The sequence below is a fragment of the Streptomyces sp. IBSBF 3136 genome (assembly GCF_036815105.1).
In the GTDB taxonomy this organism is placed as follows: Bacteria; Actinomycetota; Actinomycetes; order Streptomycetales; family Streptomycetaceae; genus Streptomyces.
Map to the genome: position 1 here is coordinate 44,723 of NZ_JAJSZC010000004.1, position 14,696 is coordinate 59,418.

The following is a 14,696-nucleotide window of genomic DNA, read 5'->3' on the forward strand; positions in this document are numbered from 1 at the left end:
AGGCCCCGACCTCGCAGGGCACCACATCGGGCTCCTCGGCCGCGACGTCCTCCGCGCCGCAGAACTCCTACGGCTCGGCAGCGTCCACGCGGGGCGGCCGGCCGGACACCGCGAGCGCCCCCGGGCAGCCCTCCGCCGGCACCCCCACGACCTGAGAACGGGCCCGGCGATCCCCGTGCGCGGTGGGCGAACACACTGGGGGGACTGCCGGGCCCTGCTGTGGGTACGAGGATGGGTGCACAACGATCGGCCGGGCCGGCATACCGGAGAGAGACAGGCATGACCGAACACCTGGGCGGGGCAGTGATACCGACTGGTTTCGACGTACCCGTGGAGCCGCTGAGACGCGCGGCGCATTACACCGGCGAACCCGGATGCATCGCCGAGGCGCGCGGTTTCGCCGCCCAGTTCCTCGAGCAGCTGCGGACCGAGTGGTGCGCGGACATCGGCAGCCGGACCGACGGTGAACTGCTCCTCGTCGTGAGCGAGCTCGTCACCAACGCCGACCAGCACAGCAACGGCCCCTACATCCTGGAGCTGGAGGGCACCGACAGCGCTGTCGAGGTGGCCGTCTACGACAGCAACGCGGCCCTGCCCCGCCGCTTCCCCAAGAACCCGGAACGGGTCGGCCGGCACGGTCTGGAGATCGTGCACGCCGTGGCCTCCCAGGTGACCGTGCAGCGCGTCCCGGTCGGCAAACGCGTGTGCGCGCGGGTCGACCTCAAGTGAGGAACTGAGGAACAGAGGACCCGACGAACCGGACCGCTGAACCGACGAACCACCGACCCGGGCGCGCGCCGCGCCCGGGTCGGTGGTTCTGTACGGTCAGGCGCAGCCGAGCTCGCCCAGCATCCCCTGGCGCAGCCGCGCGATGATCCGCTTGATCAGGCGGGACACGTGCATCTGGGAGCAGCCGAGCCGCTCGCCGATCTCCGCCTGGGTCGCCTCCTCGACGAACCGCATGTGGATGATCTGCCGGTCGCGGTCGCTGAGTTCGGCCATGAGCGGGGCCAGCGCGTGGAAATCTTCGACGAGCCTGAGGCCCTCTTCCTCCACCCCGATGAAGTCCGCGAGCACGGCCTCGCCGTCCTCGGGGCCGTCACCGGTGAGCGCGGCGTCCAGGGAGGAGGAGTTGTACCCGTTCGAGGCGAGCTGGCCCTCGACCACCTCGGCCTCCGAGAGGTTCATGAGCGTGGCCAGCTCCGCGACGGTCGGGTCCCGGTCGAGCCTGCTGGACAGCTCCTCGCGGGCCTTGGCCAGCTCCACGCGCAGCTCCTGCAGCCGCCGCGGCACGTGCACGGCCCAGGTGGTGTCCCGGAAGAACCGCTTGATCTCGCCCACGATGTACGGCAGCGCGAAGGAGGTGAACTCGACCTCGCGCGCCAGCTCGAACCGGTCGATCGCCTTGATCAGGCCGATCATGCCGGTCTGGACGATGTCCTCCATGTCGTCGCCGCGACCCCGGAACCGGCCGGCCGCGAAGCGGACGAGCGACATGTTCATCTCGATGAGGGTGTTGCGCGCGTACTGGTACTCGAGCGTGCCCTCTTCCAGCTCGGTCAGGCGGCGGAAGAACTGGCGGGACAGCTCCCGTGCGTCACGCGGCGCGACGGAGGCCGGGTCCTGGATGCCGGGCAGTGATCCCTCGCCCGTCCCGTCCTGCGCGGTCTCCTCGACGAACCCTGCTTCCGACCGGGTACCGGCGCTTTTCATTACCTCTCCCACGAAAGTCACGGTGCGACGGCCGCATCCGCGGCCCCCTGTATGTCCGAGTCCCTGCCCAGATTACTGCTCCCCGGGTACCCGGGATCCGGGCTGTCATGCATACCCCGCTGCTTCGTTCACGTCACGCGTACCCGCGGTGACGCTCCGCATGCTCTCGGGTGCGGGGACTGGCCGGAAACCGTCGTTTCCGGGTGGAGCGGCGCGTCCGGGACCTAGGGTGAGGGGATGACCGACCCGGTGAGAGACGAAGCCCCGGTAATTGCGCTGCGCCCCGAGCCCGCCCGTCCGCAGCCGCCGGAACCCGCGCCCCGGGAGCCGTTGTGGCGCGATCTGGTCGGTGAGGTGCTGCGCCGGGAGCGGCTGGCGCAGGAGCGCAGCCTGCGGGACGTGGCCGAGGCGGCCCGGATCTCGCTGCCCTACCTCTCCGAGATCGAGCGCGGCCGCAAGGAGGCGTCCTCCGAGGTGCTCGCCGCCGCGGCCCACGCGCTCGGCCTGGGACTCGGCGACCTGCTGTCCCGCACGCACGGCGAGCTGAACCGGCACACCGGGGTGCTCCGCCGTCCGGCCGGGGCGCGCGGCCACCAGGGCCGGCGGTACGACGGGCTGTGCCTGGCGGCCTGAGGAGCCGCCCGCCGCGACCGGTCCGTGCCACGGCTCACGCCCGGGTCCGCGCCTCAGTCCACGCTCTTGTCCCGCACCTGCCGGAAGAAGGCCCGGACGTCGGCGACGAGCAGGTCGGGTTCCTCCAGGGCGGCGAAGTGGCCGCCCCGGTCGAACTCGGTCCAACGCACGATGTGCTCGGTCCGCTCCGCCCGGTGCCGCAAGGGGATCTGGGGCTCGGCCGGGAACAGGGCCAGGGCCGTGGGCACCGTGGACGGCTCGGCGGGCCGGGCGGTCCGGCCCCGGGCGTGCGCCCGCTCGTAGTAGAGGCGCGCGGACGAACCGGCCGTGCCGGTCAGCCAGTACAGTATGACGTTCGTCAGCAGCCGGTCGCGGTCGACGGCCTCTTCCGGCAGCTCGGCGCAGTCGCTCCACTCCCGGAACTTCTCGACGATCCACGCGAGCTGGCCGACGGGGGAGTCCGTCAACGCGTACGCCAGCGTGTGCGGCCTGGTCGACTGCAGCACCGCGTAGCCGGTGCCCTCTCGCGACCACTCGTCCCACCGCCGCCACGAGGCGAGCGTGTTCTCCCGCTCCCGTGGTGCCAGCCGGTCCAGCTCCTCGGCGCCCGGCTCGGCCGCCGCCTGGGCGCCGGGCAGCAGCGTGAGGTGCACGCCGGTCACCCGGCCGGGGTGGGCGCGGCCCAGCTCGCGGGAGACGGCCGCGCCCCAGTCGCCGCCGTGCGCCCCGAACCGCTCGTAGCCGAGTCGGCGCATCAGCTCCGCCCACGCGTCGGCGACCCGGCCCGCCTCCCAGCCGGACTCCTCCGTCGGTCCGGACAGCCCGAAGCCGGGGATGCCGGGGACGACCACGTGGAAGGCGTCCGCCGCCTCACCGCCGTGCGCCACCGGGTCGGTGAGCGGCCCCACCACGTCCAGGAACTCGACGATCGAGCCGGGCCAGCCGTGGGTGAGGAGGAGCGGGGTCGCGTCCGGCTCGGGGGAACGCACATGCGCGAAGTGGACGTGCGCCCCGTCGATCGTGGTGGTGAACTGCGGCCACTCGTTGAGCCGCGCCTCGGCCGCCCGCCAGTCGTAGCCGTGCCGCCAGTACCGGGCCAGTTCCCGCAGGTAGCCGCCGGGAACCCCGTACTCCCAGCCGGCCCCTGGCAGCTCGGCCGGCCAGCGGGTGCGGTCGAGGCGGTCGTGCAGGTCGTCCAGGTCGCTCTGCGGGATCGACAGGCGGAACGGCCGGATGGTCTCGGTGGACGCAGACGTCATGGCGCGGATGCTAGTGGGCGGGGCGCCCGGTGCCCGGGAGGCCGGTCGGGGCCCGGCCGATGAGTTCGGCGGCGCCGCCGAGTCGATACCGATGACCGTGTCCCACCGCCCAGGAGGTGCTCATGACCACCGACGCATTCACCACGTGTCTCTGGTTCGACGGCCAGGCCGAGGAGGCCGCCGAGTTCTACGTGTCCGTCTTCAAGAACGCCAGTCTCGGCCGGGTCAGCCACTACACCGAGTCCGGGTACGGCGAGACCGGTGCCGTGCTCACCGTCGAGTTCACCGCGGGCGGCCAGCGGTTCATCGCGCTGAACGGCGGCCCCCAGTTCAAGTTCACCGAAGCCGTCTCCTTCCAGATCCCGTGTTCCGACCAGGAGGAGATCGACCACTACTGGACCAGGCTCACCGAGAACGGCGGCGAGCCCGGCCCCTGCGGCTGGCTCAAGGACCGGTACGGCGTCTCCTGGCAGGTCGTCTACGACCGGCTGGGCGACATGATCCACGACCCCGATCCGGCGAAGGTCGAGCGTGTCACGAAGGCCATGATGGCCATGGGCAAGCTCGACGTCGCCGCGCTCGACAAGGCGTACGCGGGGGAGTAGCGGACCACCACGGCCGTCGCCCGGCCCCGGCGGGACCCCGGTGCTCACGCGCCGGGAGGTGCCCGCCAGGGCCGGGCCGGTGTGCCGTGGCCCGGGTGCGGCCGGGGCCGGCGGGCTAGACCCGGTCGGCCACGATGAGGAGGTACTGGAAGCTGCCGTTGCGGTACGCGGACAGGAAGGTGTCCTCGATGCCCGTGACCAGGTGGTCGGCCTCCCTGCGCAGCTCCCAGTACGGGATCGTCGCCTCCGTCAGGTCCTCGACGTGCACCGGCACCAGCCGGTTGCGGGCCATCGCCCGGAAGTACTCCGAGCGCGGGTGGATGTCGCAGATGTAGTGCGCGTTGATCAGCGAGACCTCCCGCGACGCCTGCCCGTAGGTGTCGTTGTAGCAGCCGGTGACGGTCACGTACCGCCCGCCCCGGCGCAGCAGCCGGGCGTGCTCCGCGAAGAGCAGGTCCAGCTCGACGTACATGGTGGACTCGTTGTTCCAGGACGCCGCGTACGCCCCCGAGGTGAAGCCGGTGTCGAGCATGTTGCGGTGGTGGTAGCGGACCTTGTCGCCGATGCCCCGTCGGCGCGCCTGCTCGTTGGCGAAGTCGGCCTGCTTGGTGGAGAGGGTCACGCCGTCCGCGTGGCAGCCGTACCGCAGATGGGCCACGACGCTGCCGCCGCCGCGGCCGCAGCCGGCGTCGAAGACCCGGTCGGCGGGGGAGAGCGGGCCGAGGTGGCGGGCGAGCAGCTCGGCCTGGGCGTGCTCCAGGCGGTGCAGCTCGGTGGTGATCAGCTCCCGGCGCCGGGCGGCGTCGGGTTCGTCGAGCACGGAGCGGTCGGCGGCGCCGATGCCGTAGTGGTGGTGGTACAGGTCGTCGATCTTCCCGAGGTCGAGGTTGACCGGGTTCTCCTCGGCGTTCCAGTAGTCCGCGACACGGCTCTGGTACGTGGACTGGGCCGGCACCGGGGCGGGCGCGGTCCGGGCGACGGGGACGGTCGTCAACGGTGACTCCTCGTTGCTCATGTGACGGTTCTCGTTCGGTGGAGCGGTGTGGTTACCAGTAGTCGGGCAGGTGGTAGCGGTGGGTGTTGGTGGCGTGCCACTCGTGGTTGCCGGACACCCAGGCGGCGAGCCCCTGGGCGTAGCGCTCCACCAGCGGCGAACCGGCGGACAGGAGGGCCGACTCCTCCTCGAAGGCGTCCATGATCCGGTTGTGGATCTCGACGGACCGCAGATAGGCGGCCTTCAGGCCGCACCGCTCGTCGGCGGCGACGACCTGCGGAAGGTTGAGATGGGTGGGATCGCTCGCCAGCTCCTTGGTGAAGGAGTACAGGTCGTTGACGATGGTGGTCGCGTTGCAGGCCAGAGCGGTGATCCGCTGGATCTCGGGGCGGGCGTAGAGCTGCTCGGGCAGTTCGTAGCCGTCCACCGCGTCGACGATCGACAGGCAGGGGCGGAAGTTGTTGAACTGCCGCATGACCAGGTACTCCCACACCCGTGGCACGTACCGGGTCTCCGCCCAGGCGGCCTCGGCCAGGTAGCCCAGGTGGAGCCGGGCGATGTCGTGCACGAACCGGGTGGTCTGGCTGGGCGTGGCGAACGCGGCGTAGTCGGTGAGGGCGAAGTGGTACGAGCGCAGCGGGCCGTCGGCCCGCACGCCCTGGCGCCACTCCTCCTCCAGCTCCGGGATGCCGTGGTAGGGGTCGATCGCCGCCTGGGCCATGATCAGCCTGCCGCCGAGGCCCCGGCGGGCTCCGCCACGGCCCTCGTCCTCCTCGCAGTAGCAGGAGTCGACCACGTTCTCGGCGAGCAGCAGCTGCCCGGCGACCGTCAGGCGGTCCAGGTCGAGCGCGCCCGGATGCTGCAGCACGACGGCCCGGCCGAACTGGAAGCCGGAGAAGTCCCCTTTCCATGCCTCGGGGAACAGGTCGAGGCCCCGGGCCCAGGTCTCCAGCCGGCGGTCGATCTCGGCGGCCTTTCGCGGGTCGGCGGGAGCGGCCGGCCGGTAACGCAGCCCGGGGATCGCCCCGGTGCGCCGCTCGCGGCGCATGCTCCCGGCGATGTCCGGCGGCCCGGGCAGGGTGTAGGACGCAGGCGGTGTGCTCATGTCGTGCTCCCGGCCGTCACTCGGCCGTCCGGCCGATCTGGACGTTCTCCAGGATTCCCGCCGCGTCGGGGACCAGGATGGCCAGCGAGTAGTAGGCGGTGACCAGGTAGTTGACGATCGCGGCGGTGTCGATGCCCATGAAGCGGACGTTCAGGCCCGGCTGGTACTCCTCCGGGATGCCGGTCTGGTGGAGACCGACGACTCCCTGGTCGGCCTCGCCGGTGCGCAGCGCGATGATGCTGGTGGTGTGGTCCTCGGTGACCGGGATCTTGCCGCACGGGAAGATGGGCACCCCGCGCCAGGCAGGCACCTCGTGACCGTCGACGCTCGCCGTGCCGGGCACCAGGCCGCGCTTGTTGCACTGCCGGAAGAAGGCCGCGATGGCCTTCGGGTGGGCGAGGAACACCTTGGTCTTGCGCCGCATGGACAGCAGCTCGTCCATGTCGTCCGGGGTCGGCGGTCCGGTCCAGGTGCTGATGCGCTGGCCGTAGTCGACGTTGTGCAGCAGCCCGAACTCCCGGTTGTTGACCAGTTCCCACTCCTGCCGCTCGCGGATCTCCTCGACCGTGAGCCGGAGTTGCTGGGCGGTCTGGTCCATCGGGTCGTTGTAGAGGTCGGCGACCCGGGTGTGCACCCGCAACACGGTCTGGGTGAGTGACAACTCGTATTCACGCGGGGTGAGTTCGTAGTCGACGAAGCCGCCCGGCAGCGTCGGCTCGCCCAGGTGGCCCGCCTGTACCGGGACCTCCGCCTCGCCCTTGCGGTTCATCGGCCTGCGCTGCCGCTCGACGTAGGCCTGGAGGTGGGCGGCGAGGGACGGCGCCCGCTCGGTGACCTCCCGCACCACGGCCCAGGGCAGCGCCAGCACCACACCGGCGGTCTCGGCCCGCACCGAGGTCGTCCACAGCGGGTCGGCCTGGCCGACCGCCTCGTCGCCCATCTGGTCGCCGTCGGTGACGACGCCGATGATCTCCTCGTCGCCGTACTTGCCCCGGGTGTAGCGGGTGAACCGGCCGTGCACCACGAGGTAGGTCTCGGTCACCGGCTGCCCGGCCTCGAACAGCACCTGGCCGGCGCGCACCTCTCGGGGCTGGAACCGGCCGGCGATCTCCCGCAGCACGTCGGTGTCCGGATAGCCGCGCAGGATCGGCAGCTCGGTCAGCGTCCGCGGGATCACCCGGATGTCGTCCGCGCCGTTCTGCTCGAAGTGGACGCGGCCGCGGCCGGTGCGCAGTTGCAGACGCCGGTTGACCCGGTAGGCGCCGCCCTTGACGTCCACCCACGGCAGTGACTTCAGCAGCCACCTGGAGGTGATGGCCTGCATCTGCGGTTCGGTCTTGGTGGTCGTGGTGAGCTGGCGGGCCCCCTGGGTGCTCAGGCTGGTGAGCTGCCCGTCGGCCGCGGGCCCTGGGGCGGGTTCGTCGACTGCGGTGCCGGTGGCGATGTCCGGAGTGGACACATTCCCTCCTGCGGAGAGGCGAACACGGGTGGTGCGGATCGGTCGGTGGTGCGCGGGGTGCTGGTGCGCTGCGACCAGCCAAACAGGACGCGTGATCTCCCGGTACAGCGTGAAAGGGGCGGTTTTGATCATTGCGGGGTGCAAACCCGCCGGCGAGAGCGCGCCGCGGTGGCGGGGAAGATCGCGCGCCGGTGGATCACCTCCGCGCCCCCGGTGGCCCCGGGTTTCGGTACAGGACGCCTCGGCGCGCGGGCCGGGCGCGGGGTGGCTAGCGTGATGTACCGGGACGCACCACTCGACCGGGAGGGCCCGACCATGGCCGTGCAACCTGAAGGAACGCCCTGCTGGGCCGACGCGATGTTCGGCGACCTCGACGGCGCCAAGGAGTTCTACGGCGACGTCCTCGGCTGGACCTTCGGCGAGTCGACGTCGGAGTACGGCAACTACACGCAGGCCTACGCGGACGGGAAGGCGGTGGCCGCGGTCGTCCCGCCCATGTCCGGCCAGGAGGGGCACTCGCAGTGGTGCCTGTACTTGGCGTCGCCGGACGCGGCCGCGACGGCGGCGAAGATCCGGGAGAACGGCGGCGAGGTCCTGATGGAGCCGATGCGGGTCGGCGACTTCGGCACCATGTGCCTGGCGCGGGAGCCCAGCGGAGCCGTGTTCGGGGTCTGGCAGGGCGGTGTCCACGAGGGCTTCGAGGCCACGGGGGTGCCGGGCGCCTACTGCTGGGCCGAGGTCTTCACCCGGGAGCCGGAGCGGACCGACGCCTTCCTGACGGCCGTCTTCCCCTACCGGGCGAAGCGGATCGAGGACGACGCGGTCGACTTCGCCATGTTCGACGTGGGGGAGGAGACCGTCCTCGGCCGGATGCGGATGACCGACGACTTCCCGCCCGAGGTGCCGTCGTACGTCAACGTGTACTTCACCGTCGAGAACTGCGACGAGGCCGTGGCGCGGGCGGTCAAGCTCGGCGCCGTTCTCCGCTTCGGGCCCATGACCAGCCCCTTCGGCCGGTTCGCGGCGCTCAGCGACCCGCAGGGAGCGAACTTCTCGGTGATCGACGTCACCACCACCGAGGGGGAGATGCCGAGGACCGCGGACGCCTGAGCCGTCCCGGGGTCCCGCCGCGGCCGCGGCCACCGGTCGGCCGCCCCCGGCGGCTCCGGCCACCGGCGCGGCCATGGCATGATCGGGCCCATGCGTGAACGTGTGGTGGCCGCGTGCGACGGGGCTTCGAAGGGGAACCCCGGCCCGGCCGGATGGGCGTGGGTGGTCTCGGACGACGAGCGGACGCCCGCCCGCTGGGAGTCGGGCCCGCTCGGCCGGGCCACGAACAACGTCGCCGAACTCACCGCGCTGGAGCGGCTGCTGACCGCGGTCGAGCCGGACGTGCCGCTGGAGATCCGCATGGACTCCCAGTACGCCATGAAGGCCGTCACCACCTGGCTGCCGGGCTGGAAGCGCAACGGCTGGAAGACGTCCGCGGGCAAGCCGGTCGCCAACCAGGACCTGGTGGTCCGCATCGACGCGCTGCTCGACGGCCGCTCCGTCGATTTCCGCTACGTCCCCGCCCACCAGGTCGACGGCGATCCGCTGAACGACTTCGCCGACCGCGCGGCCAGCCAGGCGGCCTCGGCGCAGGAGGCGGCGGGCAGTGCGCTCGGTTCGCCGGAGCCGCCGGCGTCGCCCGACACCCCCAAGGCGGCCCCCGCGCGCAAGAAGACGCCCCGCCGCGGCGGTGGCGGAGCGTCCTCGCGCACCATCAAGGCGAAGTTCCCCGGCCGCTGCCTGTGCGGCCGCTCCTACGCCGCCGGCGAGTCCATCGCCAAGAACGCCGAGGGCTGGGGCCACCCGGAGTGCCGTACGGCCGACGCCTGATCAGGAGTCGAACGTGTAGAACTTCGTGTGGTCCAGCAGGTCGGCCGGGCGCACGTCGTTCCACGGCTTCATCGTCTCGTTCAGGTCGACGACGTCCGGCGTCCCGCCGCCCGGCACGTAGCCGGAGTCCGGGTGCCGGCGCTGCCATTCGGCCCACAGCTTGTCGACGTAGGCGTGGTGCAGCCAGAACACCGGGTCGTTGGGGGAGACCCCGGTGCCCATCTGCCCGCCGACCCACACGTGGACCCGGTTGTGCAGGTTGACCCCGCGCCAGCCTTCCAGGTTGTTGCGGAACCCGTCGGAGGCGCTGTTGTACGGCGCCGAGTCGTACGTGGCCATCGCCAGCACCGACTCCACCTCCGCCTGCGTCGGCAGCTCGCGCACGCCCACGCCGAGGGCGCGGCGCAGGAACGAACGGCCGTCCACGCGCACGCTCATCGGCCAGTTGCCGGTGGAGGCGGCGAACGGACCGTCCATCACCCGGCCGTCGGAGCCGCGTCCGGTGCCGCCGAGGAAGTCCGGCGCCCACAGCGATGCGCGTACCGTGCGGTCGTTGCTCCAGTCCCAGTAGGGCAGCGCCACCGAGGAGTCCACCGACTGCAGCGCCTGCTCGAAGTCGAGCAGGAACCTGCGGTGCCAGGGCAGGAAGGACGGGGAGCGGTGGCCGGTCCGCTCGCCGGTGTCGGTGTCGGCCATGATGAAGCCGTTGTGCGTGCGGACGAACTCGTCGTAACGTCCGCTGCGCTTCAGTTCGAGGACGGCGTTCACGAACCGGCGCTTCTCGTCGGCGGTCAGGGCGGCCTGGTTCTTGCGTACGGTCATCTGCGTGGTGCTCCGGAAGTCCTTGGCTGGGGCGGTCAGTTGGCGGGGAAGGGCAGCAGCGGGGCGCCCTGCAGCTCGTCCACCGCGGCACGGGCGGCGGCCCGCGGGGTGGGCACCGGGTCGTAGTGGCTGACCACGCTGATCCAGCTGCCGTCGGCGTTGCGCATCACGTGCAGTTCCACCCCGTCCACGAACACGGACCAGCCGCCGCCGTGTTCGTGGTGGTGACCGCCCATGCCGGAGGGGCGGCCCTGTATCCGGCGGCCCTTGTAGACCTCGTCGAAGGACTCAGGTGAACCGTGCCGGTGTCCGGCGGCCGGGGTGGCGGAGGCGGTGGGCGCGGCGAGGCCGGCGGCGCCCGCCGTGGCGGCGAGCGCGGCCGCCGTGGTCAGCGCGCGGCGCCGGGTGAGTTCAGGCATGCGGGTCCTCCGGGAAAGGTGTTCGAGGGGTGACCCCGCATGCCTATCGGGCCGCCCGCGAGGGGAGGAAATCATCCGGAACCGGTTGGCTACGATCCGGACAATTACCTACATGTCGTGCAAGGTTGAACCAGGATGATCTTGCTCACGCAGGGGTGCCGCCCGTCGCGGAACAGGGAATTCCTTGCCGGCGCGCATCCCGTTCCGGTGATCCTTCTCCCATGCAGCCCGCCCGAGTGGCGCGGGTCACCGCCTGAGACTGACGCGATCCCGGAGCCCACGCCGCCTCCCCGCCCCCTGCTACCCTGCGGTGCCGTTCGGGCACGTTCGGTGACCAGGAGGGGTGTGCGCGTGAAGGTCGTCTGTGTCGGGGGAGGGCCCGCGGGCCTGTACCTCGCCATCCTGCTCAAGCGGCAGAACCCCGCCCACGACGTCACCGTCCACGAACGCGACCCCGAGGGCTCGACCTACGGCTGGGGCGTGACCTACTGGCGCGCCCTGCTCGACCGGCTGTACGCCCACGACCCGGACTCCGCCCGCGCCGTCGCGGAGCACTCATTGCGCTGGAACCAGGGCGTGGCCCATGTGCGCGGCCAGGTCACCCGGCAGCCCGGCGACGAGGGTCACGGCATCGGCCGCCACCGCCTCCTCGCGATCCTCGCCGACCGTGCCCGCTCCCTCGGTGTCCGGCTGGAGTTCGGGTCCGAGATCACGGCCGACGATCCGCCGGAGGCCGACCTCGTCGTGGCGGCCGACGGCGTCCACAGCGCGCTGCGCACCCGGCACGCCGACCACTTCGGCGCCCGGTTCCAGGAGGGCCGCAACCACTACGCCTGGCTCGGCACCAGCAAGGTCTTCGACGCCTTCACCTTCGCCTTCGCCGAGACCGCGCACGGCTGGATCTGGGCCTACGGCTACGGCTGCGGCGACGAGCGGAGCACCTGCGTGGTGGAGTGCTCCCCACGGACCCTGACCGGCCTCGGTCTGGACCGCGCGGACGAGGGCGAGGCGCTCGCGCTGCTGGAGGGGCTCTTCGCCCAGGTCCTCGACGGCCACCCGCTCGTCACCCGCACCCCGGCCGTCGGCCCGCTGCCCTGGCCCAGGTTCCGTACCCTCACCAACCGCACCTGGCATCGCGGCAACCTCGTCCTGCTCGGGGACGCGGCCCACACCACCCACTACTCCATCGGCGCCGGCACCACCCTCGCCCTGGAGGACGCCATGGGCCTCGCCGCCGCCCTGCGCGAACACACCGCCCTGCCCGACGCCCTGGCCGCCTACGAGCGCCGGCGCCGGTCCGAACTGCTCGGCGCGCAGAGCGCCGCCCGCCACAGCGCCCGCTGGTACGAGGACCTGCCCCGCTACATCGACCTGCCGCCGCACCGCATGTTCGCGCTGCTCGGCCAGCGCCACTCGCCGCTGCTGCCGTACGTCCCGCCGCAGCTCTACTACGGCCTCGACAAGGCCGCCGGCCGGGTCGGGGCCCTGCGCGTGCTCAAGCGCCGGCTCGGCCCCCGGGTGGCCCGTGCCCTGCAGTCCCGGTCGGCGGGCGACCGCGCCCGGTCCGCGGGTGCGCGGCGGCCCCGGCCGCCTTGGTGAATGGTCATTCACCGGATAGGGTGAATTGTTATTCACCTCGAATCCGTGCTGCCCGCAGGAGCGCCGATGGAGCAGGACCCCGCCCCGATATCCCCGCCGCCCGGCACCACCCCGGAGGCACCCCCGCTGCGGGACCGTCTCACCATTCCGGTGCTGGCGTCGGGCGGCATCCTCATGGCGGTCATGCAGACCGTGGTCGTACCGCTCCTGCCGGACCTGCCCCGGCTCACCGGCTCCTCGGCGGCGACGGTCTCCTGGATGGTCACGGCGACCCTGCTCTCCGGAGCGGTGCTCACCCCGGTACTCGGCCGGGCCGGCGACATGTACGGCAAACGCCGGGTCCTCACGGCGGCCCTCGTGCTCATGACCGCCGGCTCGGTGATGTGCGCGCTCTCCTCCGACATCGCCGTGCTCATCGCGGCCCGCGCGCTGCAGGGCGCCGCCGCCTCCGTCGTCCCGCTGTCCATCAGCATCCTGCGCGACGAACTCCCGCCGGAGCGGCGCGGCTCGGCGGTGGCGCTGATGAGCTCCACGGTCGGCATCGGCGCCGCCCTCGGCCTGCCGCTCGCCGCGCTCGTCGTCCAGTACGCCGACTGGCACACCATGTTCTGGCTGACCAGCGCCCTCGGCGCGCTCGGTGTGACGGCCACCTGGTGGGCGGTCAAGGAGTCGCCCGTACGAGAGCCGGGCCGCTTCGACGCGCTCGGCGCGCTCGGCATCGCCGTCGGCCTCACCTGCCTGCTGCTCGCCGTCTCGCAGGGCGGCACCTGGGGCTGGGGCAGCCCGCGGGTCCTCGGGCTGTTCCTCGCGGCCGTCACGGTCCTCGCCCTGTGGTGGTGGCAGCAACTGCGCGCCTCGCGCCCGCTCGTCGACCTGCGCCTGGTCACCCGGCCCCGGGTGGGCCTGTCCCATGTGGCGGCCCTGCTCACCGGGTTCGCCTTCTACGCCAACTCGCTCGTGACCGCCCAGCTGGTGCAGGCGCCGAAGGCGACCGGCTACGGCCTCGGGCTCTCGATCGTCGCCACCGGCCTGTGCCTGCTGCCCGGCGGCGTCACCATGCTGCTCTTCTCGCCGCTGTCCGCCCGCATCTCGGCGGCGCGCGGCCCCCGCATCACCCTCGCGCTCGGCGCCGCCGTCATCGCCTGCGGCTACGCGCTGCGCATCGCCGACAGCCGCGACCTGTGGATGATCATCCTGGGCGCCACCGTGGTCGCCACCGGCACCACCCTCGCCTACTCGGCGCTGCCGACCCTGATCCTGCGCGCCGTCCCGGCCGGTCAGACGGCCTCCGCCAACGGCGTCAACGTCCTGATGCGCACCATCGGCCAGGCGACCTCCAGTGCCGCCGTGGCCGCCGTCCTCGTGCACCACAGCAGCCCGCTCGGCGGCCTCGCGGTGCCCACGCTGCACGGCTACCTGCTGGCGTTCGCGATGGCCGGCGCGGTCGCCCTGGTCGCCTGCGCCGCGGCCCTGTCGATCCCGGGCGACCGGCCCTCCGACGACTCCCGGCGGGCCCCCGCCACCCGGGGGGCGCGCGACGGGGCGATGGAGGGAGCATGAGTGCCGTGAGCACTCCTTCCGGACCCGCGCCGACCGCCACGGGCCGCCGTGACGCGGGGGCCACCAAGGACGCCATCCTGAAGGCGGCCCGGTACCTGCTGGCCCGGCACGCGCACGCCGACATCACCCTGCGGGCCGTAGCCGAACGAGCCGGTGTCAGCCCGCCGTTGATCCTGAAGTACTTCGGCAACAAGGACACCCTCTTCGCCCGCGTGATGTCCTTCGACACCGACGCCGACGACCTGCTCGACGCGCCCCTGGAGGCGCTGGGCCGGCACATGGTCCGCCATGTGCTGGCCAGCCAGCGCGAGCGCGGGGCCGACCCGCTGCTGCGCATCGCCTTCGCCCCCCTGCACGGCGAGCACGGCGACGTCCTGCGGGCCAACTTCCGCGCCCAGGTGACCGAACGCCTCGCCGGCCGGCTCCCCGGCCCCGAGGCGGGGCTGCGCGCCGAACTCGCCGTCGCGGCGCTCCTCGGCCTCGGCGTCATGTACGGCATCGCGCGCGGGCCGCACCTGCGCGGGACCGGCATCGACGCGATCGTGGACCACTACGGGCCCCTCGTGCAGGCGCACTTGACGCCCGGACCGGGCCCGCACCGCCCGTCCCGCACGGCCTGAACCACCGGGCACCACCCCTGCCGCCGG

Annotated in this window: 15 protein-coding genes; 8 read left to right on the forward strand and 7 right to left on the reverse strand. The window is 72.4% G+C overall.

Annotation, left to right across the window (positions count from 1 at the left end):
• Positions 1-279 precede the first annotated feature (279 nt).
• Positions 280-729 carry an ATP-binding protein gene (locus V7E45_RS01535; RefSeq protein ID WP_333772204.1) on the forward strand — a complete coding sequence of 150 codons (450 nt, stop codon included), beginning with the start codon at positions 280-282 and terminating at the stop codon, positions 727-729.
• A 96-nt stretch (positions 730-825) separates the two neighbouring features.
• Here the strand turns inward: V7E45_RS01535 and V7E45_RS01540 are convergent, their stop codons facing one another.
• Positions 826-1,713, reverse strand: coding sequence for an RNA polymerase sigma factor SigF (locus V7E45_RS01540; RefSeq protein WP_333772205.1), 888 nt, complete (start codon positions 1,711-1,713; stop codon positions 826-828).
• 237 nt (positions 1,714-1,950) lie between these two features.
• Between V7E45_RS01540 and V7E45_RS01545 the strand changes: the two genes are divergently transcribed.
• Positions 1,951-2,346: a helix-turn-helix domain-containing protein gene (locus tag V7E45_RS01545; RefSeq protein WP_333772206.1), complete on the forward strand. Its 396-nt coding sequence runs from the start codon at positions 1,951-1,953 to the stop codon at positions 2,344-2,346.
• 53 nt (positions 2,347-2,399) lie between these two features.
• Here V7E45_RS01545 and V7E45_RS01550 read toward each other — a convergent pair whose 3' ends face one another.
• The gene (locus V7E45_RS01550; protein ID WP_333772207.1) at positions 2,400-3,605 is read right to left on the reverse strand and encodes an epoxide hydrolase family protein; all 1,206 of its coding nucleotides are present in this window, start codon (positions 3,603-3,605) and stop codon (positions 2,400-2,402) included.
• A gap of 122 nt (positions 3,606-3,727) precedes the next feature.
• On the opposite strand from V7E45_RS01550, the gene V7E45_RS01555 reads away from it, so the two are divergent.
• The gene (locus tag V7E45_RS01555; protein ID WP_333772208.1) at positions 3,728-4,210 is read left to right on the forward strand and encodes a VOC family protein; all 483 of its coding nucleotides are present in this window, start codon (positions 3,728-3,730) and stop codon (positions 4,208-4,210) included.
• Positions 4,211-4,325: 115 nt separating this feature from the next.
• Here the strand turns inward: V7E45_RS01555 and V7E45_RS01560 are convergent, their stop codons facing one another.
• From V7E45_RS01560 to V7E45_RS01570, 3 genes are read right to left on the reverse strand one after another with little or no spacing between them, the layout of a single operon-like run.
• Positions 4,326-5,225: a geranyl diphosphate 2-C-methyltransferase gene (locus tag V7E45_RS01560; RefSeq protein ID WP_333772209.1), complete on the reverse strand. Its 900-nt coding sequence runs from the start codon at positions 5,223-5,225 to the stop codon at positions 4,326-4,328.
• Between the two features lie 31 nt (positions 5,226-5,256).
• Positions 5,257-6,309: a family 2 encapsulin nanocompartment cargo protein terpene cyclase gene (locus V7E45_RS01565; protein ID WP_333772210.1), complete on the reverse strand. Its 1,053-nt coding sequence runs from the start codon at positions 6,307-6,309 to the stop codon at positions 5,257-5,259.
• 16 nt (positions 6,310-6,325) lie between these two features.
• A complete protein-coding gene (locus tag V7E45_RS01570; protein ID WP_333772211.1) occupies positions 6,326-7,768 on the reverse strand; it encodes a family 2B encapsulin nanocompartment shell protein in 1,443 nt (480 codons plus the stop codon).
• A gap of 315 nt (positions 7,769-8,083) precedes the next feature.
• Here V7E45_RS01570 and V7E45_RS01575 point away from each other — a divergent pair, with 315 nt between their 5' ends.
• Positions 8,084-8,878: a VOC family protein gene (locus V7E45_RS01575; RefSeq protein ID WP_333772212.1), complete on the forward strand. Its 795-nt coding sequence runs from the start codon at positions 8,084-8,086 to the stop codon at positions 8,876-8,878.
• A gap of 78 nt (positions 8,879-8,956) precedes the next feature.
• Positions 8,957-9,649 carry a ribonuclease H family protein gene (locus tag V7E45_RS01580; protein ID WP_333772213.1) on the forward strand — a complete coding sequence of 231 codons (693 nt, stop codon included), beginning with the start codon at positions 8,957-8,959 and terminating at the stop codon, positions 9,647-9,649.
• Here the strand turns inward: V7E45_RS01580 and melC2 are convergent, their stop codons facing one another.
• Positions 9,650-10,471: a tyrosinase MelC2 gene (melC2, locus tag V7E45_RS01585; protein ID WP_333772214.1), complete on the reverse strand. Its 822-nt coding sequence runs from the start codon at positions 10,469-10,471 to the stop codon at positions 9,650-9,652. It lies immediately after the preceding gene.
• A 35-nt stretch (positions 10,472-10,506) separates the two neighbouring features.
• Complete coding sequence (gene melC1, locus V7E45_RS01590) at positions 10,507-10,890, reverse strand: apotyrosinase chaperone MelC1 (protein WP_333772215.1); 384 nt, start codon at positions 10,888-10,890, stop codon at positions 10,507-10,509.
• A gap of 345 nt (positions 10,891-11,235) precedes the next feature.
• Between melC1 and V7E45_RS01595 the strand changes: the two genes are divergently transcribed.
• The 3 genes from V7E45_RS01595 (at position 11,236) to V7E45_RS01605 (ending at position 14,669) form a co-directional block, all read left to right on the forward strand.
• Positions 11,236-12,489, forward strand: coding sequence for an FAD-dependent monooxygenase (locus tag V7E45_RS01595; RefSeq protein WP_333772216.1), 1,254 nt, complete (start codon positions 11,236-11,238; stop codon positions 12,487-12,489).
• 66 nt (positions 12,490-12,555) lie between these two features.
• Positions 12,556-14,049: an MFS transporter gene (locus V7E45_RS01600; RefSeq protein ID WP_333772217.1), complete on the forward strand. Its 1,494-nt coding sequence runs from the start codon at positions 12,556-12,558 to the stop codon at positions 14,047-14,049.
• Positions 14,046-14,669, forward strand: coding sequence for a TetR/AcrR family transcriptional regulator (locus V7E45_RS01605; RefSeq protein WP_333772218.1), 624 nt, complete (start codon positions 14,046-14,048; stop codon positions 14,667-14,669). Before V7E45_RS01600 ends, V7E45_RS01605 begins: the two co-directional genes overlap by 4 nt.
• The last annotated feature ends 27 nt before the right edge of the window (positions 14,670-14,696 follow it).

What these genes read in the sequence shown, in the direction of transcription:
- V7E45_RS01575 (WP_333772212.1), top strand. Translation starts at nt 8,084, where the DNA reads ATGGCCGTGCAACCTGAAGGAACGCCCTGCTGGGCCGACGCGATGTTC.
- V7E45_RS01535 (WP_333772204.1), top strand. Translation starts at nt 280, where the DNA reads ATGACCGAACACCTGGGCGGGGCAGTGATACCGACTGGTTTCGACGTA.
- V7E45_RS01565 (WP_333772210.1), bottom strand. Translation starts at nt 6,309, where the DNA reads ATGAGCACACCGCCTGCGTCCTACACCCTGCCCGGGCCGCCGGACATC.
- V7E45_RS01580 (WP_333772213.1), top strand. Translation starts at nt 8,957, where the DNA reads ATGATCGGGCCCATGCGTGAACGTGTGGTGGCCGCGTGCGACGGGGCT.
- V7E45_RS01555 (WP_333772208.1), top strand. Translation starts at nt 3,728, where the DNA reads ATGACCACCGACGCATTCACCACGTGTCTCTGGTTCGACGGCCAGGCC.
- melC2 (WP_333772214.1), bottom strand. Translation starts at nt 10,471, where the DNA reads ATGACCGTACGCAAGAACCAGGCCGCCCTGACCGCCGACGAGAAGCGC.
- V7E45_RS01600 (WP_333772217.1), top strand. Translation starts at nt 12,556, where the DNA reads ATGGAGCAGGACCCCGCCCCGATATCCCCGCCGCCCGGCACCACCCCG.
- V7E45_RS01550 (WP_333772207.1), bottom strand. Translation starts at nt 3,605, where the DNA reads ATGACGTCTGCGTCCACCGAGACCATCCGGCCGTTCCGCCTGTCGATC.
- melC1 (WP_333772215.1), bottom strand. Translation starts at nt 10,890, where the DNA reads ATGCCTGAACTCACCCGGCGCCGCGCGCTGACCACGGCGGCCGCGCTC.
- V7E45_RS01540 (WP_333772205.1), bottom strand. Translation starts at nt 1,713, where the DNA reads ATGAAAAGCGCCGGTACCCGGTCGGAAGCAGGGTTCGTCGAGGAGACC.
- V7E45_RS01605 (WP_333772218.1), top strand. Translation starts at nt 14,046, where the DNA reads ATGAGTGCCGTGAGCACTCCTTCCGGACCCGCGCCGACCGCCACGGGC.
- V7E45_RS01560 (WP_333772209.1), bottom strand. Translation starts at nt 5,225, where the DNA reads ATGAGCAACGAGGAGTCACCGTTGACGACCGTCCCCGTCGCCCGGACC.
- V7E45_RS01545 (WP_333772206.1), top strand. Translation starts at nt 1,951, where the DNA reads ATGACCGACCCGGTGAGAGACGAAGCCCCGGTAATTGCGCTGCGCCCC.